18 protein-coding genes and 1 riboswitch are annotated in these 22,945 nt (G+C 73.9%); of the genes, 8 read left to right on the top strand and 10 right to left on the bottom strand.

Annotated features, from left to right (window positions below):
• Positions 1-55 precede the first annotated feature (55 nt).
• A complete protein-coding gene (locus C5N14_RS00970; protein WP_117664883.1) occupies positions 56-1,924 on the bottom strand; it encodes a glycerol-3-phosphate dehydrogenase/oxidase in 1,869 nt (622 codons plus the stop codon).
• Between the two features lie 27 nt (positions 1,925-1,951).
• Between C5N14_RS00970 and C5N14_RS00965 the strand changes: the two genes are divergently transcribed.
• From C5N14_RS00965 to C5N14_RS00955, 3 genes are all read left to right on the top strand, one after another.
• Positions 1,952-4,384 carry a S8 family serine peptidase gene (locus tag C5N14_RS00965; protein ID WP_117664882.1) on the top strand — a complete coding sequence of 811 codons (2,433 nt, stop codon included), beginning with the start codon at positions 1,952-1,954 and terminating at the stop codon, positions 4,382-4,384.
• Between the two features lie 111 nt (positions 4,385-4,495).
• Complete coding sequence (locus C5N14_RS00960) at positions 4,496-5,434, top strand: GNAT family N-acetyltransferase (protein ID WP_117664881.1); 939 nt, start codon at positions 4,496-4,498, stop codon at positions 5,432-5,434.
• Between the two features lie 101 nt (positions 5,435-5,535).
• Positions 5,536-5,781, top strand: a complete 246-nt coding sequence (locus C5N14_RS00955) for a hypothetical protein (RefSeq protein ID WP_165878008.1) — start codon at positions 5,536-5,538, stop codon at positions 5,779-5,781.
• A 75-nt stretch (positions 5,782-5,856) separates the two neighbouring features.
• Here C5N14_RS00955 and groL read toward each other — a convergent pair whose 3' ends face one another.
• The 3 genes from groL to C5N14_RS00940 all read right to left on the bottom strand — a co-directional run bounded on the left by groL (position 5,857) and on the right by C5N14_RS00940 (position 9,232).
• Positions 5,857-7,479 carry a chaperonin GroEL gene (groL, locus tag C5N14_RS00950; RefSeq protein WP_117664880.1) on the bottom strand — a complete coding sequence of 541 codons (1,623 nt, stop codon included), beginning with the start codon at positions 7,477-7,479 and terminating at the stop codon, positions 5,857-5,859.
• Positions 7,480-7,795: 316 nt separating this feature from the next.
• Positions 7,796-8,893, bottom strand: a complete 1,098-nt coding sequence (locus C5N14_RS00945) for a hypothetical protein (protein ID WP_117664879.1) — start codon at positions 8,891-8,893, stop codon at positions 7,796-7,798.
• 135 nt (positions 8,894-9,028) lie between these two features.
• The gene (locus C5N14_RS00940) at positions 9,029-9,232 is read right to left on the bottom strand and encodes a cold-shock protein (protein ID WP_117664878.1); all 204 of its coding nucleotides are present in this window, start codon (positions 9,230-9,232) and stop codon (positions 9,029-9,031) included.
• A gap of 224 nt (positions 9,233-9,456) precedes the next feature.
• Between C5N14_RS00940 and C5N14_RS00935 the strand changes: the two genes are divergently transcribed.
• Positions 9,457-10,050, top strand: a complete 594-nt coding sequence (locus C5N14_RS00935) for a GNAT family N-acetyltransferase (RefSeq protein WP_117664877.1) — start codon at positions 9,457-9,459, stop codon at positions 10,048-10,050.
• A 90-nt stretch (positions 10,051-10,140) separates the two neighbouring features.
• Here the strand turns inward: C5N14_RS00935 and paaN are convergent, their stop codons facing one another.
• Positions 10,141-11,814 (bottom strand): phenylacetic acid degradation protein PaaN, encoded by a 1,674-nt coding sequence (gene paaN, locus C5N14_RS00930; protein WP_207892572.1) that lies wholly within the window; start codon positions 11,812-11,814, stop codon positions 10,141-10,143.
• Positions 11,815-11,902: 88 nt separating this feature from the next.
• On the opposite strand from paaN, the gene C5N14_RS00925 reads away from it, so the two are divergent.
• Positions 11,903-12,394, top strand: a complete 492-nt coding sequence (locus tag C5N14_RS00925) for a hypothetical protein (RefSeq protein WP_117664875.1) — start codon at positions 11,903-11,905, stop codon at positions 12,392-12,394.
• 28 nt (positions 12,395-12,422) lie between these two features.
• Here the strand turns inward: C5N14_RS00925 and C5N14_RS00920 are convergent, their stop codons facing one another.
• On the bottom strand, positions 12,423-13,442 hold the full coding sequence (locus tag C5N14_RS00920; protein ID WP_117664874.1) for a GNAT family N-acetyltransferase: 1,020 nt from the start codon (positions 13,440-13,442) through the stop codon (positions 12,423-12,425).
• A gap of 371 nt (positions 13,443-13,813) precedes the next feature.
• Positions 13,814-15,100: a threonine synthase gene (thrC, locus tag C5N14_RS00915; RefSeq protein ID WP_117664873.1), complete on the bottom strand. Its 1,287-nt coding sequence runs from the start codon at positions 15,098-15,100 to the stop codon at positions 13,814-13,816.
• Positions 15,101-15,112: 12 nt separating this feature from the next.
• Positions 15,113-15,244, bottom strand: a riboswitch (SAM riboswitch).
• Positions 15,245-15,431: 187 nt separating this feature from the next.
• On the opposite strand from thrC, the gene C5N14_RS00910 reads away from it, so the two are divergent.
• Both C5N14_RS00910 and C5N14_RS00905 read left to right on the top strand, forming a co-directional pair.
• Positions 15,432-15,896, top strand: a complete 465-nt coding sequence (locus C5N14_RS00910) for a hypothetical protein (protein WP_128763499.1) — start codon at positions 15,432-15,434, stop codon at positions 15,894-15,896.
• A gap of 85 nt (positions 15,897-15,981) precedes the next feature.
• Positions 15,982-16,680, top strand: coding sequence for a hypothetical protein (locus C5N14_RS00905; RefSeq protein WP_117664871.1), 699 nt, complete (start codon positions 15,982-15,984; stop codon positions 16,678-16,680).
• A gap of 79 nt (positions 16,681-16,759) precedes the next feature.
• Here the strand turns inward: C5N14_RS00905 and C5N14_RS00900 are convergent, their stop codons facing one another.
• Positions 16,760-17,716, bottom strand: coding sequence for a YafY family protein (locus C5N14_RS00900; protein WP_117664870.1), 957 nt, complete (start codon positions 17,714-17,716; stop codon positions 16,760-16,762).
• Positions 17,717-17,803: 87 nt separating this feature from the next.
• On the opposite strand from C5N14_RS00900, the gene C5N14_RS00895 reads away from it, so the two are divergent.
• The gene (locus C5N14_RS00895; RefSeq protein ID WP_117664869.1) at positions 17,804-18,175 is read left to right on the top strand and encodes a VOC family protein; all 372 of its coding nucleotides are present in this window, start codon (positions 17,804-17,806) and stop codon (positions 18,173-18,175) included.
• A gap of 872 nt (positions 18,176-19,047) precedes the next feature.
• On the opposite strand, the gene C5N14_RS00890 is transcribed toward C5N14_RS00895, so the two are convergent.
• On the bottom strand, positions 19,048-19,920 hold the full coding sequence (locus C5N14_RS00890; RefSeq protein WP_117664868.1) for an ABC transporter permease: 873 nt from the start codon (positions 19,918-19,920) through the stop codon (positions 19,048-19,050).
• Positions 19,920-22,790: an alpha/beta fold hydrolase gene (locus C5N14_RS00885; RefSeq protein ID WP_117664867.1), complete on the bottom strand. Its 2,871-nt coding sequence runs from the start codon at positions 22,788-22,790 to the stop codon at positions 19,920-19,922. The genes C5N14_RS00890 and C5N14_RS00885 overlap by 1 nt, the downstream gene beginning before the upstream one ends.
• Positions 22,791-22,945 lie beyond the last annotated feature (155 nt).

Here is a 22,945-nt window from a genome sequence, read left to right as displayed (position 1 = left end):
GGTGGCCCGGCCACCGTCAGGGGCCGGCTCCCGGGGGACGACGGAAGGGGGCCGGCTACCGGGGGGACGACGGAAGCTCGACGGGATCGCCGTCGGCGCCCCGGTCCGCCGCGAAGCCCCGCACGTCCGGAGCGCCGAGCCGGGCCGCGTCGGCGGTCGCGTCGTCCGGCATCAGCTGGGACTGCCGCTCCGCCTCCACCCGGGCCCGGTAGTGCGTGACCTCGCGCTCCCGGGTCACGGCGTCCCAGCCCAGCACCGCGCCCATCAGCTCCGCGGCGTGCTCGGCGGACTCCAGGCCGCGGTGGGTGGTCTCGAAGGAGATCCGGGTACGCCGGGTCAGCACGTCCTCCAGGTGCAGCGCCCCCTCGGCGCGGGCCGCGTACGTCACCTCGGCCGCCAGGTACTCCGGGGCCCCGGCCAGCGGGGACGCCAGCAGCGGATCGGCGTCGACCAGGGCGAGCAGGTCGAGGGCGAGGGTGCCGTACCGCTCCAGCAGGTGCTCGACCACCCCGACCGGCACCCCGTGCCGGCGGGCCAGGTCGGCCCGGTCCCGCCACATCGCGGCGTACCCGTCCGCGCCGAGCAGCGGCAGGTCGGCGGTGCGCGACGGACGCACCCCGCCGAGCCGGCGGGCCGCGCGGTCCACCACGTCGGAGGCCATCACCCGGTACGTCGTGTACTTGCCCCCGGCGACCAGCAACAGCCCGAGCATCGGTTCGACCACCGCGTGCTCGCGGGACAGCTTCGAGGTGGAGTCCGCCTCGCCGGACAGCAACGGCCGCAGCCCGGCGTAGACGCCCTCGATGTCGGCGGTGCTGAGCGGCCGGTCCAGCACCGTGTTGACCTGGTCCAGCAGGTACGCGATGTCGCGGGCCGAGGCGGCCGGGTGGGACCGGTCCAGCCGCCAGTCGGTGTCGGTGGTGCCGATGATCCAGTGCCCGCCCCAGGGGATCACGAACAGGACGCTGGTGGCGGTGCGCAGGATCAGCCCCGTCTCGCCGGTGATCGCCGAGCGGGGCACCACGAGGTGCACCCCCTTGGACGCCCGGACCCGGAACCCGGGGCGCAGCCCGACGTCGTTGAGCATCCGGGACATGTCGTCGCTCCACACGCCGGTGGCGGCGATGACCGTGCGGGCGCGCACCTCGAACTCGGCGTCGGGCGAGCCGGGCGGGGCCTCCAGGTCCCGGACCCGGACGCCGGTCACCTCGCGGGCCTGCCGGATCAGGCCGACCGCGCGGGTGCTGTTGACCACGGTCGCGCCGAGGCTGGCCGCGGTGCGGGCCAGGGTGACCACCAGCCGTGCGTCGTCGACCTGCCCGTCGTAGTAGCGGATCGCCCCGGCCAGGGCGTCGGCGCGCAGGCTGGGGAAGATCCGCCGCGCCCCCTCCCGGGTGAGGTGCCGGTGCAGCGGCATCCCCCGGCCGCCCCCGAAGATCCCGGCGAACGCGTCGTACGCGGCCACCCCGAGGCCGTAGTAGGACCGGCGGAAGGTGCGGGCCGGCATGTCCCGTACGCCCCGGCCGGCGGGGAGCGGGACCAGGATCGGCACCGGCCGGACCAGGTGCGGGGCGAGCCGGGTGGCGAGCAGCCCCCGCTCGGTGAGCGCCTCGTGGACCAGGTGGAACTCCAACTGCTCCAGGTAGCGCAGGCCGCCGTGGATCAGCTTGCTGGACCGGCTGGAGGTGCCGGCCGCGTAGTCGCGCGCCTCCACCAGGGCCACCTTCAGCCCCCGGGAGGCGGCGTCCAGCGCCGCCCCGGCACCGGTGACGCCGCCGCCGATGACCAGGACGTCGAACCGCTCGGCACGCAGCCGGCGCAGGTCGGTCGCGCGGCGGGCCGGGGAGAGCTGACCGGCGAGGGTTCGGGAGACGTTGGGGTCACGCACCCGTCCACGGTAACCGTCCCGGCGGTCCGGCGGCATGTCGTGATCACGCCGTACTGTCTGGGGATGGAGGTCGGCCCCCCACCGTTCGCAGGTCAGCCCTTCCCCCCGGCCGTGCCGGGCCCGCCGCCGCCCCGCCCCGGCCCGTGGCCCGTGGTGTCCGCGGTGCTGGTCGGCTGCTGGACGGTCGCGGTCACCGTCCCCGCCGAGCTGGTCGGCTGGCTGACCGACCAGGTTCTGCTGGCCAGCGGGCTGGACCGGGCGGTCTGGCTCTGGCCGGTGGTCGCCGGCGGCACCGTCCTGCTGGCCGGCCTGCCGGTGCTGCTGCTCGCCCTGCTGCCGCGCGCCGGGGCGGTCCGGGCCACCGGCCGGGCCTGGCTCGCCGGGCTGCTGGCCTTCGGCGCGCTCGCCCTGCTGCGCGCCCTGCCGCCGGTGCACCACGAGGCGTACCTCGCCGCCCTGGCCGTGGCGGCCGGCCTGCTCGCCGCCCTGCTCGGCCGGCTCGCCCGGGGCCGTGTCCCGGCGCCGCCGGGCACCGGTGGGGACGGGACGGCGACGCTGCTGGCGGTGGCCGCCGGGGTGGCTACGGTGCTGCCCTGGGCGTGGCTCGGGGCGCTCGGAGGACTGCTGGAGACCGTCCTCGCGGCGGTCGCCGCGGTGGCGGTCGGCGTCCTCGCCGGGGCGCTGCTCGACGCCCGGTTCTGGGCGCGTTTCGCGGTCGGCCGCCCGCCCCGGCCGGCCCGGCTGGTGCTGGTCGGCGGCCTGGTCGCCGGGGTGGCGCTGCTGCTCGTCGCCGCCGGGACCGGGCAGTCCGGGGCGCAACTGCCCGCCCTGCTGACCCTGCCGCCGCTGGGCTTCGTGCTGGCCGCCCTCCAGGTCCCCGCCGCCCGCGCGGGCGGGCCCGCCGGGCCCGGCCCGGCGCGCTGGCTCGTCGGGCTCGGCGTGTTCGGGCCGCTGGCCTTCGCCGACCCGGAGGAGATCACCCTCATCCTGGCGGCCACCCGCGACGTGCCGTACTGGGTGGCGGTCACCGCCGCCGCCGGGCTCGCGGTGGCCGCGGTGCTGTCCGTCGCGTACGGCGTGCTGCTGGCCCGCCCGGGCGGCCGGACGCCCAGCCGGCCGGTGGCGGCGGCGACCGCCGCGGTCCTGCTGGCCGGGGCGGCGGCGGTGTACCTCGGGCCCGGCCAGCCCGGCCTGCACGGCGAGCGGCTGCTGGTGGTCCTGCGCGAGCAGGCCGACCTGAGCGGGATCGCGGCCGGCGCGCCCGGGCGGGACGGCCGGGACGCCCGGGCCCGGGAGGTCTACCGCCGGCTCGTCGCCACAGCCGAGCGCAGCCAGCCCGGCCTGCGCCGCGACCTGGCCCGGCTGCGGCTCGACCCGACGCCTTACTACCTGGTCAACGCGATCGAGGTGGACGGCGGCCCGGCCGTGCGGACCTGGCTGTCCGGCCGGCCCGAGGTGGCGCGGGTGCTGGTCAGCCAGCGGTTGCGCCCGCTGCCGGCCGCCGCGCCGACCAGCCGGGGCGACGCGCCGGCGCCGGCCGGGCCGGCCTGGAACGTGTCCCTGATCGGCGCGGACCGGGTGTGGTCCGGGCTGGGGGTGACCGGCACCGGCGTGGTGGTGGGCAGCTCGGACTCCGGGGTGGACGGCCGGCACCCCGCGCTGGCCGCCGGCTTCCGGGGCGGCGACGACTCCTGGTACGACCCGTGGGACCACACGACCGCACCGACCGACCAGGGCGGGCACGGCACCCACACGGCGGGCAGCGCGGTGGGGCGCGGCGGCATCGGGGTGGCCCCGGGGGCGAGCTGGGTCGGCTGCGTGAACCTGGACCGCAACCTCGGCAACCCGGCCCGCTACCTCGACTGCCTCCAGTTCATGCTGGCCCCGTTCCCGACCGGCGGCGACCCGTTCACCGACGGGCGGCCCGAGCGGGCCCCGCAGGTGCTGACGAACTCGTGGGGCTGCCCGCCCATCGAGGGCTGCGACCCGGCGGCGCTGCGGCCGGCGACGGCGGCCCTGGACGCGGCCGGCATCTTCGTCGTCGCTGCGGCCGGCAACACCGGGCCGTACTGCGGGTCGATCGAGGATCCGCCGGCAACGTATCCGGACGTGTTCACCGTCGGGGCGGTGGACCGGGACCGGGAGGTCGCCGCCTTCTCCAGCCGGGGCCCGGTGCCCGGCACGACCAAGCCCGACCTGGTCGCCCCGGGCGTGGGGGTGCTCTCCGCGATGCCGGGCGGCACGTACGCCACCCTGGACGGCACCTCGATGGCCACGCCGCAGGTGGCCGGGGTGGTGGCGTTGATGTGGTCGGCGAACCCGGCCCTGGTGGGCGACCTGGACCGGACCCGGCGGATCCTGCGGGACACCGCCACCCCGGCCGGAGCGACGTACCGCTCCCGCAACCCGGCCGACGCCTGCGGCGGCGACGCGAACATCACCGGCGCCGGCCTCGTCGACGCGTACGCGGCCGTCCGCGCCGCCCGCGGCGGGTGACCGCGGGGGCCGCTCGCCGGCGGAGGCGTCCTCGCCACCGCCGCCGCTCCGCCGGGGCGGCAGGCCGCCGGCAGGTGCGCCGGGGCCGTCGGTGATCTAGGGTCGGCGACCATGGACGCGGAGACCACCCTGGCCGAGCTGACCCCGGACGCGCTGCCCGTCGTGGTGGACCTGTGCCGGCGCGCGCTGGACCTGCCGGAGGACGCCGCCGAGGCGGCGGCCGTGGTGGACGCCCTGCACACCCGCGCCAGGGCGGACCGGACGGTGCTGGGGCTGGGCGCGTACCACGGGACGGAGCTGGTCGGCGTGCTGATCGCCTCGCTCTCCGGCGGGCAGCCCCGGGTCGGGCACGTCGACCTGGTTGCGGTGGCCCCCGAGCGGCGCCGCCGGGGCGTCGGGCGGGCCCTGCTGACCAGGGCCGAGCGCGACCTCGCCGGGCGGGGCGCGACCGAGGTGCTGCTGGCCGGCAACCCGCCGTACTACGCCTGGCCGGGGATCGACGTGCGGTACACCCCGGCGGTCTGCGCCGCGCTGGCGCTGGGCTACGCCCAGGACCGTACGGCCTGGAACATGACGGCCGACCTGTCGTACGACGGGTCGCCCGCGCTGCGGACGACGGAGCCGGCGGAGCGGCGGCTGGCCGGGCGGGGCGTCACGGTGCGGCGCGCGGACCCGGCTGACCTGCCGGCGCTGGCCGCGTTCGCCCGGTCCACCTTCGGCGGCGCGTGGGACGGCGAGCTGGCCGGTTCGCTGGGGCGGCCCGGCGCCGGAGCGCACCTGGCGGAACGGGACGGCAGGGTCCTCGGCTTCGCAGCCTGGGGCTCGTCCCGGCCGAGCTGGTTCGGCCCGATGGGCACCGCCCCGGAGGCGGAGGGCACGGGGATCGGCGGGGTGCTGCTGCGCCGGTGCCTGCGCGACCAGCGGGCCGAGGGGGTGCAGTCCGCCCAGATCGGCTGGGTGGGCCCGGTGCCCTTCTATTCGGGCAGCGCGGGGGCCCGCATCGAGCGGGTCTTCTTCCTGTACCGGAAGTCGCTGCCGGCCGCCGGCTGAGCGGGACGCCCCGGCCCGCGAATCGGGCATGGGCCTGTATAGCGCCGTTCGGCCGCGTGGGCCCATCGACGGCCCCTACCGTCTGGGTAGAGGAGGCGGTCATGAGCACGGACGACGAGCAGACCGACGACGCGCAGCCGGTCACCTGGGTGCCGGTCGAGGAGATCCCGGGACAACTGCCGTTCGACCGGCTGGACTACGGCGACGCCGAGCAGCTCGCGGAGATGACGGAGGCCGAGGAGCCCCCGGCCGAGGAGCCGGTGGTCCTGGTGGACGAGCCGATCCGCATCCACCCGCCGTACGACCGGCCCCGGAAGCGACGCAACCAGCGGCCCCTGCCGACGTGACCGGCGGGCCGGCAGACGACGGAAGGGGCGGGCCGTGTCGGCGGCCCGCCCCTTCGGCGTTCGGTGGAGCTGGACTCAGAAGTCCATGTCCCCGCCGCCCGGGCCAGCCGGGGCAGCCGGGGTCTTCTCCGGCTTGTCCGCGACGACGGCCTCGGTGGTGAGGAAGAGCGCCGCGATCGACGAGGCGTTCTGCAGCGCCGACCGGGTCACCTTGGCCGGGTCGATGATGCCCGCGGCCAGCAGGTCGACGTACTCGCCGGTCGCGGCGTTCAGGCCGTGACCCGCGTCGAGGTTGCGGACGCGCTCGACGACCACGCCGCCCTCAAGGCCGGCGTTGACGGCGATCTGCCGCAGCGGGGCGTCCAGCGCGATCTTGACGATCTGCGCGCCGGTCGCCTCGTCGCCGGTCAGGTCCAGCTTGTCGAAGGCGCTCTTGCCGGCCTGCACCAGCGCGACGCCACCACCCGGGACGATGCCCTCCTCGACGGCGGCCTTCGCGTTGCGGACGGCGTCCTCGATGCGGTGCTTGCGCTCCTTGAGCTCGACCTCGGTGGCCGCGCCGACCTTGATCACCGCAACACCGCCGGCCAGCTTGGCCAGGCGCTCCTGCAGCTTCTCGCGGTCGTAGTCGGAGTCGCTCTTGTCGATCTCGGCCCGGATCTGGTTGACCCGGCCCTGGATCTGCTCGGCGTCGCCGGCACCGTCGACGATGGTGGTCTCGTCCTTGGTCACCACGACCTTGCGGGCGCGGCCCAGCATGTCGAGGCCGACGGCGTCCAGCTTGAGGCCGACCTCCTCGCTGATGACCTGGCCACCGGTGAGGATGGCGATGTCGGCCAGCATGGCCTTGCGGCGGTCACCGAAGCCCGGCGCCTTGACGGCGACCGACTTGAAGGTGCCACGGACCTTGTTGACCACGAGGGTGGCGAGCGCCTCGCCCTCGATGTCCTCGGCGATGATCAGCAGCGACTTGCCCGACTGCATGACCTTCTCCAGGATCGGGAGCAGGTCCTTCACCGAGGAGATCTTGCTGTTGACGATCAGGAGGTACGGGTCGTCGAAGACGGCCTCCATACGCTCCGGGTCGGTCATGAAGTACGCGGAGATGTAGCCCTTGTCGAAGCGCATACCCTCGGTGAGCTCAAGCTCCAGGCCGAAGGTGTTGCTCTCCTCGACGGTGATGACGCCTTCCTTGCCGACCTTGTCCATCGCCTCGGCGATGATCTCGCCGACGGTGCTGTCACCGGCGGAGATGGAGGCGGTGGAGGCGATCTGCTCCTTGGTCTCGACGTCCTTGGCGAGCTTGGACAGCTCCTCCGAGACGCTGGCCACGGCGGCCTCGATGCCCCGCTTCAGGGCCATCGGGTTGGCGCCGGCAGCCACGTTGCGCAGGCCCTCGCGAACCAGGGCCTGGGCCAGGACGGTCGCCGTCGTCGTGCCGTCACCGGCGACGTCGTCGGTCTTCTTCGCGACCTCCTTGACCAGCTCGGCGCCGATCTTCTCGTACGGGTCCTCGAGTTCGATCTCCTTGGCGATGCTCACACCATCGTTGGTGATGGTGGGGGCACCCCACTTCTTCTCGAGCACCACGTTGCGGCCCTTGGGGCCGAGGGTCACCTTCACGGCGTCGGCGAGCTGGTTCATGCCCCGCTCGAGGCCGCGGCGAGCCTCTTCGTCGAACGCGATCATCTTGGCCATACGGCGTTGTCCTCCTGGACACTCACGGGCCACCCGAGTGTGTGTCCCGGATGGGCCGCCTGGTGTACGCACCTTGAGACGTCGCCACCTGGCGACGACGACGTCTCCTCGGCCGGGCCGGATAGCCCGCGACGACCGGCCATGTGCCACCCGACGGTTGCCCGCCGGGAGGCCGTGGCCCCACCGCCCCGACCGCTGGCACTCACGGTATGCGAGTGCCAATGACTTGTTTAGCACTCTGCCTTGCCGAGTGCAAGCACGATGCCGTGTCCGGGCCCGACCCACGCGTCCTGACCAGCACGGCCCGCCGGCCGGTTCAGCCGAGTTCACCCGCCAGCCGGGCGGCGGTCACCGGACCCTCGTACGCGCGCTGCTCGGCGTACGTGACGACCAGGCCGATCAGGTACGCCAGGCCGCTCGGGACGGCCACCAGGGCCGCGCCGACGGCATACGCGATGTTCCAGGCGTCCAGCGAGGCCGTGTCGGCGGGGTCGGCCACCAGCCCGGCGGCAACCTGCACCGGGGCCACGACCAGGGAGATCAGGGACGCGACCAGCGCGACCAGGGTGATCCGCCCGAGCACCGGCCCGAGCCGGGCGTGGAAGAGCTGGCGGGCCCGGCCGAGCGGGGCACCCCGCTCGAAGAGCAGCACCGGGCCGAACAGGCTCAGCGCGGCCATCACGTACAGGCCGGGCAGGTAGCAGAACAGGAGACCGAGCAGCACCAGCAGGCCGTAGAGCAGCGTCCAGCCCCACACCGCCGGTGCCCGGCGCAGGCCGTACGCGAGGGCGGCGCCGACCGACACCGGCTCGCCGGCGGCCTGCCGGGTCACCACCCAGGTGCCGGCCGCCCAGCCGACCGCCTGGACGAAGCCGAGCAGGCAGCCGAAGCCGAGCAGCGCCGTGAAGAAGACGCCGAGGTCGGCGAGGTAGCCGTCGGGCAGCGGGGGCGGCGGCCCGCCGGGCACCGCGGGCTCCAGCGACGGCACCGGGTACAGCGGCACGATCACCAGCATCAGCACGAGCGTGGGCAGGGCATGGGCGAGCGCCAGGACCGGCACGAGCACCCGCCAGCCGCGCCGCAGCGCGCCGGCGCACCGGGAGAACCAGCCGCTCAGGCCCTCCCCGGGCAGGGTGACCAGGGGGTCGGTCGGGTCGTAGCCGGGCGGCGGCCAGGGCGCGGCCCGCGACGGATAGCCGGGTGGGTAGCCCGGCGGCACCGCCGGCCCGAGGTACGGCTGCTGGCCCGGGTAGGCCGGCAGCCCGGCGTAGGCGCCGGGAGCGGTCGGCTGCTGCGGGTACGCCCACCCGGCGGACCCGCCCCGCTGTTCGGGCGCGGCGGGCCCCCAGCCCGGCGGGGAGCCGGGCGCACCGATGTCCGGCTGGGACGGATCGGGTGGGGGTGCCTGGGACATGAGCCCTCCTCAGCGGCGACGCCGGAACGGCTCATGATCTTCCCTGGCGCGGCTCCGCGCCGCTGCCCCGCCACCGGGTGGTTCGACGACCGGCCGCCGGTGCAGGGGCTCGCAGGCCCCGAACCGGTGGAGCGGTCAGACGACGACGCGGACCCGCTCGGCCTGCGGGCCCTTCTGCCCCTGGGCGATCTCGAACTCCACCCGCTGTCCGTCGTCCAGCGCCTTGTAGCCGTCCATCTCGATCGCGGAGAAGTGGACGAAGACGTCCTGTCCCCCGTCGACGGCGATGAAGCCGTAACCCTTTTCGGCGTTGAACCACTTCACGGTGCCCTGTGCCACGGTGCACTTCCTCACGTCGCGCGGCCTGCCAAACCGGCGGGACGCCGGCGGGAACCGGCGGCCCCGGACCACCTGCTCCGGGGTCGACGACGACCCCGAAAACAGTGACCGAAATCGCACGGTACACGAGCCGTCACGGCAGCGCACGACCGCAAAAGGGGCTATATCGGACCGACCTCCACCCGGAGCTACATAGGCGTACGTCACTGCGGTAAGCATGCGGGATGACAGCAGGTCCCCGCCCTTCGGTTGCCGGGCCTCTCGGGTCGGGCGGGACGGCCGCCCCGGCCAGGCGGGCGGCCGTCGTCCGCCGGGTGACCCCGTGGGACGCGGCCCGGATGCGCGCGCTGCGGCTGGAGATGCTCGCCGACGCCCCGCTGGCCTTCCTGGAGACCCTGGCGGACGCCGCCGCCCGCCCGCACGCCGACTACGCCGCCCGGATCGCCTCGGTCGCCGTCGGCCGGCACACCGCGCAGTTCGTCGCCGACCCGGGCACCGACCGCTCCGGCGGTCCCGCCGGCCGGTTCCTGGGGCACGCCGGCGGCACGGTCGCCCCGGACGAGCCGGGCCTGACCGTGGTGTACGCCGTCTACGTCACGCCGCGGCGACGGGGCACCGGCCTGCTCGCGGAACTGGTCGACGCGGTGGCCGCCTGGTCCCGCGAGTGCGGCCGGCCGGAGCTGATGCTGGAGGTGGTGGTCGGCAACGACCGCGCCTACCGGGCGTACCAGCGGCTGGGTTTCGTCGACACGGGCGTCCGGGTCCCCCACCCGAGGATTCCCGCCCTGCGCGAACTCCAGATGCGCCGGCCGGCCTGAGCGCCCCGGCCCGCAGCGGGCGGTACGGAGGGGGCGGTACGGAGGGGCCCAGCCCGACGTCCCGCGCCGGGCAGGGCCCCTGCCCACCCGTCAGGCGGGGCGGCGGCTCTGCACGACGCGGAACCGGTTCGCCACGTACGCGCCGTCGGTCAGGGCCGCGTTGGCGGCCGGGTTCGCGCCGCTGCCGTGGAAGTCGGAGAACGCCGCCGACTGGTTGACGAACACGCCCCCGGTCAGGTTGCACGACAGGTGCACCCCGGCGTCGATCGCCGCCGCCTCAGCCGCGTCCAGCACCGCCTCGTCCGTCGAGTAGACGGCCGCGGTCAGCGCGCCCTTCTCCCCCACCGTCGACCGCAGGATCTCCAGGCTGTGCGCGGTGGAGTCGGTGGCGATCACGAACGAGATCGGCCCGAACCACTCCCGCGAGTACGTCCCGGTGTCGCCGGCCGCCAGCTTCACGATCGTCGGGGTGCGGACCACCGCGCCGGGGTAGGACGGGTGCTCGACGGCGCGCGACTTGAGCACGGCCTCACCGACTGCGGTGACCTCGTCGAGGCGCTCCAGCACCCCGTCGTTGACGATCGCGCCGGTCAGCTCGACGCCCCGGGCCGGGTCGGCGGTGATCTTGGCGACGGATGCGGCGATCCCGGCGGCCACCTCGTCGAAGCTCTTGTGCCCCTGGTCGGTGGCGATCCCACCCGCCGGGATCAGCAGGTTCTGCGAGGTGGTGCACATCTGGCCGCTGTACAGCGTCAGCGTGAAGCCCAGGTTGCGGCACATCCCGGCGAAGTCGTCGGTGGAGTCGACCACCACCGTGTTCAGGCCGGCCTTCTCGGTGTAGACCGTCGCCTGCCGGGCGTTGGCTTCCAGCCAGTCGCCGTACTCGGTGGAGCCGGTGAAGTCGACGATCTTCACGGCCGGGTGCAGGGCGAGCGTCGAGGCGAGCTTCTCGCCGGGGGCCTCGGGGGCGAGCAGCACCAGGTCGGGGTCGAAGCCGGCCTCGGCGAGCACCTCCCGGGCGTACCGCACGGTGATGGCCAGCGGCAGCACCGCGCGCGGGTGCGGCTTGACGACCACCGGGTTGCCGGTGACCAGCGAGGCGAACAGCCCGGGGTACGAGTTCCAGGTCGGGAAGGTGTTGCAGCCGATGACCAGAGCCACCCCGCGCGGCACCACGTGGAACGTCTTGGTCATCCGCAGCGGGTCGCCCTTGCCGGCGGCCTTCTCCCAGCCGGCCGTCCCCGGGTGCCGGGTCATCTCCGCGTACGCGTAGGCGATCGCCTCCAGCGCCCGGTCCAGCGCGTGCGTCCCGCCGGCCTGGAAGGCCATCACGAACGCCTGGCCGCTGGTGAACTGCACCGCGTTGGCCAACTCGAAGACGTGCTTGTGCAGCCGGTCGAGGATCTCCAGGCAGACCCCCGCCCGGGCCTGCGGGCCGGCGTCGCGCCAGGCCGGCAGCGCGGCGGAGGCGGCGGCGACCAGCTCGTCGACGCCGGCGTGCGGGTAGCGGACGTTCAACTCCAGCCCGAACGGGCTCGCCTCGGTGGCGACCCGGTCGCCGTCGCCCGGCTGGTCGAGCGGGAAGTCACCGCCCAGGTACGCCTCGAAGGCCGCCTTGCCGTCGGCGGCGGCGGTCTCGCCGTACACCCGGGGGCTGGGTGATTCCGGATAGGCGGACCAGTACCCGCGCTCCGCGATCGCGGTCAGCGCACGGCTGAGGGTGTCGGCGTGCCTGTCGTACAGGGGATGCGGGGTCTCCGTCATGCCCGCCATCATGCCCCAGCCGCGAACCGGACAGTAGGGGCCGGCACCAGGGCTGGTGACCCCGGCCCGGCCGCCGCATGCTGGAGTGATGCGGCAACGCGCCTGCACCCGGGCCACCTGGCTGAATGGCACCACCCCGGCCGGGCTGGCGCTGGCCGTCCTGGCCCGCACGGCCCGGGTACGCACCCCGGACGGGTTGGTGGTGGCCGGCGGGTACCGGCTGCCGGTGCCGAGGCAGGAGTGCTTCACGGTCGGCTCGGTGATCCTGACCCGGCGCCCCGCCGAGTGGCTGCTGCACCCCGACCGGGCCGACCTGCTGGGCCACGAGACCCGGCACGCCCGCCAGTACGCGCTGCTCGGGCCATTGTTCTGGCCCGCGTACTGGCTGGCCTGCGCCTGGTCGTACGCGCTGACCGGCAGCTACGGCCGGGGCAACGTCTTCGAGCGCCGGGCCGGCCTGGCCGCCGGCGGCTACCCCGAGCCGGTACTGCGCCCCTGGGCGGCCCGGCTGGTGGCCCGGCGCGCGGGCCGCGACCACCCTCGGCGTGGCGGGCCGCCACCGGGGTCGGCGCGGCGCTGAACCGCCGGGCGTCGCACCGGCGGCCCGGTCAGAGGGTGAGCTGCCAGTCGGTCCAGGCGTCGACGGGGCGGAAGCCGAGCCGCTCGTTGATCGCGATCATGTGCCCGTTGGCCGCCGCGTTGAAGGTGTCCACGGCGCGCAGCGCCGGCTCGTGGCCGAGGGCGTACCGCAGGTTCTCCACCTTCGTCAGCAGCCCGAGCCGGTGTCCCCGGTGCGCCGGGTCGACGATGGTGATCTGCTGGAACGCGTGCCACGACAGGTCGGGGCCGACGTCGAGCACCGTCCAGGCGACCAGCCGGCCGGACGCCACGTGCACCGCCCCGTGGTGGTAGCGGCGGCGCCCCCGGGCATCGAGCGCCCGCTCGATGCCGCGCACCCGCTTCACGTCGATCCGCTCGGGCTCCCACTCCAGGTCCCCGATCGGGGCGTCGGCCATCAGCCGGCCGTCGAGGTGGGCCACCTCGGCGACGTACTCCTCGGGGGCGTGCCCCTGCCAGCCGACGGTGCGGTAGCCGGCGGCGTGCGGCCGGGCGTCGGCGAGCAGGGTGTCGAGCGCTGCCGGGTCGACCCGGGCGGCGTCGAGCCGGCGGCGGACCTCGGCGAGCGCCGGTCGCGCGCCCATCGCGGCGGCGAACGCGCCGCCGGCCCCGTCGCGTCCCGGCCCGTCGGGCAGGGCCGAGACGGCCATCCCGACCACCCGCTTGCGCCCCTGCCCGCGCAGCACCCGCAGGCAGTGCTCGTGCAGCGCCCGGCCGACGCCGTGCCGGCGGTGCGCGGGGTCCACGAACAGTTCCACGGTGGCGTTGTCGGTGTTGTCGAGCTGCGGCAGCTCCAGGCCGAGGTAACCGGCCGGCACGCCGTCGCGGTGGGCGAGCGCCCAGACCGGCACGCAGCCCGGCATCGGGTGGCGGAGCGCGGCCTCGAGCCGCCGCCGGCACGGCGGGGGGAAGTCGGGGACGTCCGCCGCGTCGGCCGCCGCCCTGATCCGGTACGCCGCGTCGACCGCGCCCTGGTCTGCCGGGTCGACCGGCGTGATCGTGATGCCCATGGAGCCGAGGGTGACCCGGAAAAGACGATCGGGCCAGCGAATTAATCGCCGGCCCGATCGGACGTGGTCGGGAGGGACGATCGCACAACGCCTCCGGCGTTGGGTCGCAAGAACTGAAAGTCTTCGGCGAAACGCCCTCCCGCACGGAGCATCTTGCGCCGTCCGGTTCCTGCCGTCAAGTCCTCGGCGGCGGGTTTCTCTCACCGAGGGCAAAAAGTCGGTTACCCGGCGGATCCGCCCCATCCCCCGTCCGGCTGATCCGCCTGTCCACCGACCGGATGGCCAGGCAATCTTCTCCGGGTGCGGCATGTCGCGTCCCCTGAGGCACGGGAGGATGCGACATGCCACACACCGTCTCGATCGGGGCCGGGTCAGCCGAGCAGGCCGGCGTCCCGGGCGGCGCGCAGCGAGGGCCTGATCCGGTGGGTCGGGCCGACCTGACCGGCGACGGCGTCGATGGTCTTCAGCCCCTCGCCGGTGTTGAACACCACGGTCTCCGCCGCCGGGTCGAGCCGGCCGGACTCGACCAGTTTGCGCAGCACGGCCACGGTCACCCCGCCGGCCGTCTCGGCGAAGACCCCGGTGGTCCGGGCCAGCAGCCGGATGCCGGCGCGGATCTCGTCGTCGTCGACGTACTCCATCCAGCCGCCGGTGCGCCGTACCGCCTCCAGGGCGTACAGGCCGGCGGCCGGATCGCCGATGTTGAGCGACTTGGCGATGCCGGTCGGCCGGACCGGGGTGATGATGTCGCTGTCGGCGTGCAGGGCGGTGGCGATCGGGTTGCAGCCGGCCGACTGGGCCCCGAAGACCTTCCAGCCGCCGACGGGGGCCTCGACCAGGCCGATCTCGACCAGCTCGCTGAACGCCTTGTCAATCTTGGTGAGCAGCTCACCGCTGGCCATCGGGATGACCACCTGGGCCGGGATGCGCCAGCCGAGTTGCTCCGCCACCTCGTACCCGAGGGTCTTGGAGCCCTCGGCGTAGTACGGACGGACGTTGACGTTGACGAACGCCGTGTCCTCGAACTCGTCGGTCTCCACCAGTTCGCCGCACAGCCGGTTCACGTCGTCGTACGAGCCGTCGATGGCGACCAGCTCGCCCCCGTAGACGGCGGTGGTGACCACCTTGCCCGCCTCCAGGTCGCCGGGGATGAACACGATCGAGGGGACCCCGGCACGGGCCGCGTGCGCGGCGACCGAGTTGGCCAGGTTGCCGGTCGAGGCGCAGGCGAACCGGGTGAAGCCGAGCGCCCGGGCGGCGGTGAGCGCCACCGAGACCACCCGGTCCTTGAACGAGTGGGTGGGGTTGGCGCTGTCGTCCTTGACCCAGAGCGGGGCGGTGATGCCCAGCTCGGCGGCGAGGTTGGGCGCGGCGACCAGCGGGGTCAGCCCCGGGTCGACGGTCACCCGGGTGGCGGGGTCCTGGCCGGCCGGGAGGAGGGCGGCGTACCGCCAGAGGTTCTGCGGGCCGGCCTCGATCTGCTCGCGGGTCACCCGGGCCAGGGCCGCGGTGTCGTAGTCGACCTCCAACGGGCCGAAACACTCGTAGCAGGCGTGCTGCGCGGCGAGCGGGTAGCGCGCGGAGCAGGCCCGGCAGACCAGGGCACGGGCGGGGCTGGCGGTGGTGTCGATGCCGGGCGCGGCGAGGGTCGACGTCATGTCGAGGAGGTCCTCTCATCTTTCCCCACACCGCACCCTGCGGCGGGGACGGAATTGGCACCTGTCCGCACCGCTCGTCGTCGAGCGCGCGGGTGGTTGCCGGGGCTTCGTCGGGCCGTGTCCCTCTGCCCCTCTGGATGAGGTATTCAGTTGTGCGCCCGAGTCTACGGCGGATTCCCGGCGCCGCCACCCGAGGTTCCCAGCGGGTGGCCGTTCCGGGGGCGTCGAATAGATCACACCGTCACCGAGAGCATCGATGTCGCCACCATCGGCGAGATCGGTGCCGGTGGTCCGCGCAAGGGGGGTGGCCTGGGGTTTCTACGCTCGCGGCGTGACGTACCCCCCGCCGCCCGGCATGCCCGGGCCACCCCCGAAGTCCCGCGGGCTCAGCCGGACGACCCGCATTGTGATCATCGTGGTCGCCGTGGTGGCGCTGCTCTGCTGCGCCGGCGCGGTCGGCGGCGGCTTCTGGTTGTTCCGCAGCGTGCAGGGCGCCACCGCCCCGGCCCGGGACACCGCCACCGCGTACCTGGACGACACGAAGGCGGGCAATTACCCGGCCGCGTACGCCCGGCTCTGCGAGCGCCTGCGCGGCCAGGTGACCGAGGCGCAGTTCGCCCGGGCCTGGCAGGCCGAGCAGCCGCTGGGCGGGTACCGGGTCACCAACACCCAGGTCAGCACCACCAACGGCGACACCAGCGCCGAGGTGACCATCACGACCGCGGACCGGGAGAAGGTCATCACCCTGGTCAAGGAGGGCGACCAGTGGCGGGTGTGCGGAGGACCGACCGGCTGACCCCGGCCCGGCAGCGGGGGGTGAACCGGGTGGCGCGGGGCCGTTACGGTGCGGGAAGCCCACCCCCCGAGAGAGGAACTGGCCGATGCGCCGGACCCTGCCCAGCCTCGCGATCCTCGCCCTGGCCTGCCTGTTGACCGCGGGTTGCGACGCCGGGGGGTCGGCCTCCTCGGCGGGTACGACCACCGCTCCGGCCGCCGACGACCCGGCCGCCCCGGCGGAGGACGACCCGGAGCCCACCCCGGCGACGACGGGTCCCACCGCCCCGCCGGAGCCGACCGTCGCCGGCACCACCGCCGCGCCGCCGAAGAAGGTGCCCGCGCTGACCTGCGAGCAGCTCGCCGGCGCCCACGTCGGCAGCACCAAGGTCCCCTACCAGGGGTACGCCGACTACCTCCCGCTGGCCGGGGGCGTCTGGTCGGGCGAGGACGGAGACACGGTCACCCTCCAGAAGCCCTGCGGGATCGGCGACCTCGACGGTGACGGCGCGGCGGACGCGGTCGGCGCGGTCGCGCTCAATGGCGGGGGCAGCGGCACCTTCTACACGCTGGTCGTGTGGCACAACGCCGACGGCGAGCCGGTCTACCGCAGCCTGGCCGAACTGGACGACCGGACCCCGGTCGTCTCGATCGCCGTGTCCGGCGGCCGGGCGAAGGTCGTCTGGCTGACCCGCTCCGCCGACCGCAGCATGGCCGAGCTGGACATCCGGCGCACCTCGTACTACCAGCTCTCCGGCAGCACGTTCACCGAGGTCAGCCACACCGACGCGGCGTACAAGCCGTAACGGATCGCGCTGCCGGCAGGGCGGTGTACCTCCACTCCGGACACCTCCCTACGCCTAGCTGTTTCATTAGCCCGGTCGGTCAGCTCTCATACCGGGCTGAGGCGGCCCGCGTCTGAGCTGCCATCCGCGCCCGGAGTGTGGCTGGTGCCAACACCTGTACCGCTGGCCCGAGCCCGAGCAGCGCCGTGCACGCCCAGTTCTCACCTTCGAAGGGGATGGTCAGTTCCACGTCGTCGCCGGTGGCGGTGAGGTCGATCCGGTCCTGCCCCGTCACGGCAACCAGACGACGCAGCCGGGGCAGGGCTGCTGTCGTGATCCGTACGGTGACCTCGATGAGGGCGTGCTCGGTCTCCATTGCCTGGCGGGACTGGGTCCAGGTGTCCGCGAGGACGAAGCCGGCGGGGCGGTGCACGGATTCGTCGAGGAGTTCCACCGTGCGGATCCTGGATGCCCGGTAAGTGCGCCGTTGCCCGTCGCGCAGGGCTACCAGGTACCAGTCGCCAGCAGCAAGTGTGAGCCCAAGGGGTTCGACGGTCCGTTCTGTGAGCGTGCCACTGCGCACGTAGCCGATGCGGATCCAACGGTCACGCCAGACCGCGGCGGCCAGATCCGCGAGGCGAGGCGTCGGTTCCCGCCGGCCGTACCAGCGGACCGGGTCGAGGTGGAACCGTTCCGCGCTGCGCTGAGCTCGCTGCCGGGCCTCTCCGGTCAGTGACGCCAACACTTTGGTGCGCACCGTATCGAGCATCGCGGTGAGTCCGAGGTCATCGGCGACTCCATGCAGGCCGAGGAAGGCCAGCGCCGTCGCCTCGTCAGCGCCCAGGCCGGTGAGCCGGGTGTGGTAGCCGCCCTCCAGCCGGTATCCGCCAGCAGGGCCGCGGACCGACCGCACCGGCACGCCGGCTGCCACAAGGGCCTCCACGTCGCGTTGGACCGTACGTTCGTTGACCTCTAGACGCTGCGCGAGCTCACGAGCGGTGAGCTGACCGCGTACCTGTAGCTGCATCAGCAGGGCCAGCATCCTGGAAGCGCGCACTACGGCAGTTTGCCATCCGTACTGGACAAGGGTTGTCGGGTATCGGTGGCACTGTGATGGCGAAGCGAACGAACGAAGGGAGCTCGAATGGCTGCCGCAGCGAAGCTGATCATGTTCAACATCGACTGTTCTGATCCTCGTCAGTTGGCCGTGTTCTACGGGCAGGTACTAAATTGGCCGGTCACGCACAGTGAGGAGGAATATGCGATGATCACCGATACCACGACGGCGATCGGGTTCGGCCGCGTACCGGACTACAAGCCGCCGGCCTGGCCCGAGGGCACCGACGCCAAGCGGTATCACCTTGACCTTGCGGTTGATGACCTGGGCGAGGCTGAGGCGAACTGTCTTGCACTGGGCGCCACCGTGCCGGACTTTCAGCCCGGCGGGCAACGATGGCGGGTCTTACTCGACCCCGAAGGCCACCCATTCTGCCTTTGCCTGAGCGGCCAGAGCTAGGCTACGTTTCATTTCTGGTCGGATCCATTCGTTGATCGTGGCGATATGCATGGCGCTACTTCGGATCGTCCGGAACGGTCCGGCGGCCTCGGCCAAGGTCTCCGCCCCGGTCAAACCCAGCACCGCCGCGCGGATGCGGGGCTCCGCGCGACGGCAAGGCGGGCTGCGCTCAGGCCGTCAACCTGCGTGACCGTGACCAAGCCACCGAACACGGCAAAAAGCTCGGAGGGCCGTGGCGGTGGTGTGCCCGATGTCGGGCCAATGGGCGGCGGCGTCGATCGCGGTAACCGGCGTCTAGTTCCGGCAACGCCGGACGGTGGGGGTGGAAGTCCCGCTCGGCTTCCACCCCCACCGTCTTCCTACGTGCTGAGCCTCAACTTCCGGCTCGTCGCCGTCGCAGCCACGACACCACGCCCGAACCCAGTAGCAGGATCCCTACCACGATCAGGACGCTGCCAACAGCCCGAATGAGTGGAGACGCATCTGGCCAGATGAAGGCGGCAGCTGCCACTGTTAGGAAAACTGCGAGCAGTGCCAGTGCCCCGATGACCTGCCGACGCCGCAAGGCCGATCTTTCTGTCATTCGTTGTAAGTCTCTATGAGTTCATTGTCCTTCTGAATTCCATACCTGAACGCCACGAGCCACCCGCCAAATCGGACAATGGTTTCAGGACATGTAGCGAACGCCGACCACGACGGCCCGTGCGGGCCGGACCCGGCAAGTCCTGCTTGAGCGCAACGTGCCTGGCAGTCAGCACCCTCCTTGATCGTTTGCTGAAATTGGAGAAGACACCCGGCGTGTCGTCTCATTAATCATCAAACGATCAAGGTGCTGCGCCGACTTGTGGCCGGCAATCGGCCGGGTTCGGCGGTCAGCTCGTGATGTCCTTGCGGGTGAAGCGCCAGAAGGCCAGGGACCAGAACAGGGTGGCGTAGCCGATCGCCGAGATGCCGCCGCGCACCACGTCGTCGGTCTGCACCGGCGTGGACAGCAGGCCCAGCCAGGCGCTGCTGTAGTGGGTCGGCAGGAACGCCCGGATCCCGCCGAGCGCGGTGATCTGGTCCAGGATGCTGGACAGGATCCAGAGCAGCACCGCCCCGCCGACCGCGCCGAGCGCCGCGTCCGTGACGACCGAGAGCAGGAACGCCAGCCCGGCCACCGCCAGCAGCACGACCGCCAGGTAGCCGAGCACGGCCAGCAGCCGCAGCAGCCCCTCCCCCGGTTCGAGCTGGGCCGCGACCTGGCTGCGCAGCGGCTCCCAGCCGTACCGGAGGGTGCCGGCGAGCAGGGCGGTGCCGGCGAGCAGCAGCAGCGCCAGCGCCGAGTACGCGAGCGCGACCAGCAGCTTCACCGCGAGCAGCCGGGCCCGGGGCACCGGGACGGCCAGCAGGTAGCGCAGGCTGCCCCAGCTCGCCTCGCTGGCGACCGTGTCGCCGCAGAACAGCGCCACCACCACGACCAGCAGGAACGACGCCGAGACCAGCAGCGCGAAGAGGGTGAAGTTCAGCCCGCCCGAGGTGGCCAGGTCGGACAGGCTGGCGAACTCGCCCCCGCCGTTGCGGTCGTCCTCGCCGGAGTCGAACTGGAACGCGACCAGGATGATCAACGGCAGCAGCACCATGAACCCGAGCGCGAGCTGGGTACGCCGCCGGGACGCCTGCCGGCGGAACTCCGCCGCGAACGGCAGGGTGGCCGAGGGGCGGTAGCCCGTCGCCGCGCCCACCGTGGAGGACGACTGCGCCATCACCGGTCCCCGCTTCCCCGAGAGTTCTCGCCCACCAGGGCGAGGAACGCATCCTCCAGGCGGCGGCGCGGCACCACCCGGTCCACCCCGATCCCGGCCCGGACCAGCTCGGCCACCACCTCGCTGCGCGCGGTGCCGTTGGTGTCCACCACCAGGTTCCCGTCGGAGTCCGGCAGCACCGTGACCCCGTCCAGCCGGCCCAGCACGTCGCGCGCGGCGGCCGGGTCGGTGACGTCGAACAGCACGCTCGGCGACTCGCCGACGATCTGCTCGACCGGGCCGGACGCCACGATCCGCCCCTTGTTGACCACCACCGCGTGCGTGCAGGTCTGCTCCACCTCGGCGAGCAGGTGGCTGGAGACCAGCACGGCCCGCCCGTCGGTGGCGTAGCGCTGGAGCACCCGGCGCATCTCGGCGATCTGCGGCGGGTCCAGGCCGTCCGTCGGCTCGTCGAGCACCAGCAGCTCGGGCAGGCCGAGCATGGCCTGGGCGATGGCCAGCCGCTGCCGCATGCCGTGGCTGTACTTACGGGTCCTGCGGTGCACCGAGTCGCCGAGCCCGGCGATCTCCAGCGCCTCGTCGAAGTGCGCCTCCGCCCACGGCCGCCCGGTGGCCCGCCAGTACGCCTTGAGGTTGTCCAGGCCGGACAGGTGGGGCAGGAAGCCGGGCCCCTCGACCAGCGCCCCGATCCGGGACAGCACCGGCGAGCCGGGCACCAGCCGCCGGCCGAAGACGTAGATCTCCCCGGCGGTCGGCTGGGTCAGCCCCATCAGCACCCGCAGCGTGGTGGTCTTGCCCGCGCCGTTGGGCCCGAGCAGGCCGACCACCTGGCCGGGATGCACCTCGAAGTCGACGTTCGACACGGCGACGAAGCCGTCGGCGTACTCCTTGCGGAGCTGCCGGACGGCCAGCGGGACCCCCGCGTACTGCGGGTGGACCGAGCTGTCCTGGCGGCGGTGCCGGCGGCGGGCCAGCAGGACGACCGTGACGAGCCCGACGGCGATCGCGGCCAGCAGCCCGGCGAGCACCCAGCGCCAGACGGTGGCCGTGGTGGGGATCGGCTCGCCGGCCACCGTGGGCAGCACGACCGGGCCGTCGCCGGCCGCCACGGTGTGGACGGTCGGCTCGGCCGGCGTGGTGTACGCCTGGTCGGTGGTGGCCACCACGATCCGCAGCCGGTGCCCGGCCTCGATCCGGCGGACGATCGCCGGCAGCGTCACGGTGACCGGCGGCGCGGCCCCGATCTCCGTCGGCAGCCCGGTCAGCCGGACCGGGGCGACCAGCCCGTTCGGCAGGGTCGCCGCGCCCCCGGGGTCGACGTCGTAGAGCTTGACGAACAGCACCGCCTCCCCGGTGGGCGACGCCGCCCGGATCGAGAGGGTCGGCGAGCCGGCCACGTCCACCGCCTCGGCCAGCGGCTGCGACTCGAACCGGGCGTGCTGGCCGGGGACGTCGCCGGCCACCCCATCCAGCAGCGAGCCGAGCGCGCCGGCGAACGGCACCGAGGAGATGGCCGCCGGGTTACCGTTCGGCGGGTTCGCGACGGGCTGGGCCGGCCCGGTCACCGCGACCTCGCGGCGTCCGTCGCCGGCCAGGCCCGGGTAGTCGGCGGTGCGGAAGCCGGTGGCGACCAGGCCGCGGTCGAGGGCGTCGAAGCCGGCGATCCGGGAGTACGTGAAGTCGTCGCCGGGTGCCCCTCCGGAGCCCCGCACGTAGTGGTCCAGCCACTGGAGGGTCAGGTACTTCACCCGGTCGGAGTCGTTGCGCGGCCCCGCGCCGCCGTCGTGGCCGCCGGTGTACCAGGCGACCCGGACCGGGGTGCCTGCAGCGGCGATGCCACGGGCGTTGGCGTCCGCCTCGGCGAGCGGGAAGAGGCTGTCCGCCTCGCCCTGCACCAGGAGGGTCGGCGCCTTGATCTTCTCCAGCACGCCGGCCGGGCTGGACCGGCGCAGCAGGTCCACGTCGGCCGGTTCGGCCCGCCCGGTGGTGGCGATCCGCAGGTACGCGGCGCAGACGTCGGCGGCGAACCGGCCGCAGGCCGGGTCCGCCGCACCCGCCGGGGCGCGCCCGGAGCCGGTGCCCGGCCCCGAGCCCGGCGCCGGGCCGGGCGGCCCGGCCGAGGCGGGGGCGCCCTCCGGCTCGGCGGCCGAGGTGCCGGAGAGCCCGGCGGGGCCGGAGCCGGCGTTGCCGCCGCCGCCGAAGAAGATCCCGGCCCAGCCCTTCTTGAACACGCCGGAGGTGGCGTCCTTGCCGGTGCTCTCCGGCAGGAACGCGCGGGACAGGTCGTTCCAGGTGATCATGGGAACGATCGCGTCGACCCGCCGGTCCTGGGCGGCCAGCAGCAGGGCCAGGCCGCCGCCGTACGAGCCGCCCACCACGCCGACCCGGGGGTCACCGGCGGCGTCGGTGCGCACCTCCGGGCGGGCGGCCAGCCAGTCCAGCAGCCGCTCGGCGTCCCGCACCTCGTAGTCCGGGCTGTCCAGGTGGATCTGGCCGCCGCTGCGGCCGAAGCCCCGGGCGGTCCAGGCGAGCACCGCGTACCCCTGGGCGGCCAGGTCCTCGGCATCGGCCCGGACCGACTCCTTGGTGCCGCCGAAGCCGTGCGCGAGCAGCACCGCCGGCACCTTGCGGCCAGCCGACGCGTCGTCCGGCAGGTAGAACGTGGTGTCCAGGTCCACCGGCTCGTCGCCGGCCGGCCCGGACCGGACGGTGACCAGCGCGGACTCGGTGCGGAAGCCGGCCTCGTCGGACCGGGTCGCCCACACCACGGCGGCGGCCACCAGCACGGCCGCCACCGATCCGGCGACGATCCGGCGGCGGCGGGTGCCCAGGGCCCGTCGGACCGGCGCGGCCGACAACGGCGATCTCATGCGGCAACGGTACGGGGCCGTCCCTGAGCGTTGACTGAGATCCTCCGTACGTCCGTCCGGTGAATCCGTTCGGCGGCCGGATCGGATCGACCGCGCAGGGTCCGGCGCGGCCCAGTGAGATGAATTCGGATCACGTGAATTCCGATGTTCCTTCT

This window comes from Micromonospora sp. MW-13, from assembly GCF_003434305.1.
In the GTDB taxonomy this organism is placed as follows: domain Bacteria; phylum Actinomycetota; class Actinomycetes; order Mycobacteriales; family Micromonosporaceae; genus Micromonospora.
Note: the sequence above shows the minus strand (reverse complement) of the source record. Positions and strands in the feature narration are given on the sequence as shown.

What these genes read in the sequence shown, in the direction of transcription:
- C5N14_RS00970 (WP_117664883.1), bottom strand. Translation starts at nt 1,924, where the DNA reads ATGCCGCCGGACCGCCGGGACGGTTACCGTGGACGGGTGCGTGACCCC.
- C5N14_RS00965 (WP_117664882.1), top strand. Translation starts at nt 1,952, where the DNA reads ATGGAGGTCGGCCCCCCACCGTTCGCAGGTCAGCCCTTCCCCCCGGCC.
- C5N14_RS00960 (WP_117664881.1), top strand. Translation starts at nt 4,496, where the DNA reads ATGGACGCGGAGACCACCCTGGCCGAGCTGACCCCGGACGCGCTGCCC.
- C5N14_RS00955 (WP_165878008.1), top strand. Translation starts at nt 5,536, where the DNA reads ATGAGCACGGACGACGAGCAGACCGACGACGCGCAGCCGGTCACCTGG.
- groL (WP_117664880.1), bottom strand. Translation starts at nt 7,479, where the DNA reads ATGGCCAAGATGATCGCGTTCGACGAAGAGGCTCGCCGCGGCCTCGAG.
- C5N14_RS00945 (WP_117664879.1), bottom strand. Translation starts at nt 8,893, where the DNA reads ATGTCCCAGGCACCCCCACCCGATCCGTCCCAGCCGGACATCGGTGCG.
- C5N14_RS00935 (WP_117664877.1), top strand. Translation starts at nt 9,457, where the DNA reads ATGACAGCAGGTCCCCGCCCTTCGGTTGCCGGGCCTCTCGGGTCGGGC.
- paaN (WP_207892572.1), bottom strand. Translation starts at nt 11,814, where the DNA reads ATGACGGAGACCCCGCATCCCCTGTACGACAGGCACGCCGACACCCTC.
- C5N14_RS00925 (WP_117664875.1), top strand. Translation starts at nt 11,903, where the DNA reads ATGCGGCAACGCGCCTGCACCCGGGCCACCTGGCTGAATGGCACCACC.
- C5N14_RS00920 (WP_117664874.1), bottom strand. Translation starts at nt 13,442, where the DNA reads ATGGGCATCACGATCACGCCGGTCGACCCGGCAGACCAGGGCGCGGTC.
- thrC (WP_117664873.1), bottom strand. Translation starts at nt 15,100, where the DNA reads ATGACGTCGACCCTCGCCGCGCCCGGCATCGACACCACCGCCAGCCCC.
- C5N14_RS00905 (WP_117664871.1), top strand. Translation starts at nt 15,982, where the DNA reads ATGCGCCGGACCCTGCCCAGCCTCGCGATCCTCGCCCTGGCCTGCCTG.
- C5N14_RS00895 (WP_117664869.1), top strand. Translation starts at nt 17,804, where the DNA reads ATGGCTGCCGCAGCGAAGCTGATCATGTTCAACATCGACTGTTCTGAT.
- C5N14_RS00890 (WP_117664868.1), bottom strand. Translation starts at nt 19,920, where the DNA reads ATGGCGCAGTCGTCCTCCACGGTGGGCGCGGCGACGGGCTACCGCCCC.
- C5N14_RS00885 (WP_117664867.1), bottom strand. Translation starts at nt 22,790, where the DNA reads ATGAGATCGCCGTTGTCGGCCGCGCCGGTCCGACGGGCCCTGGGCACC.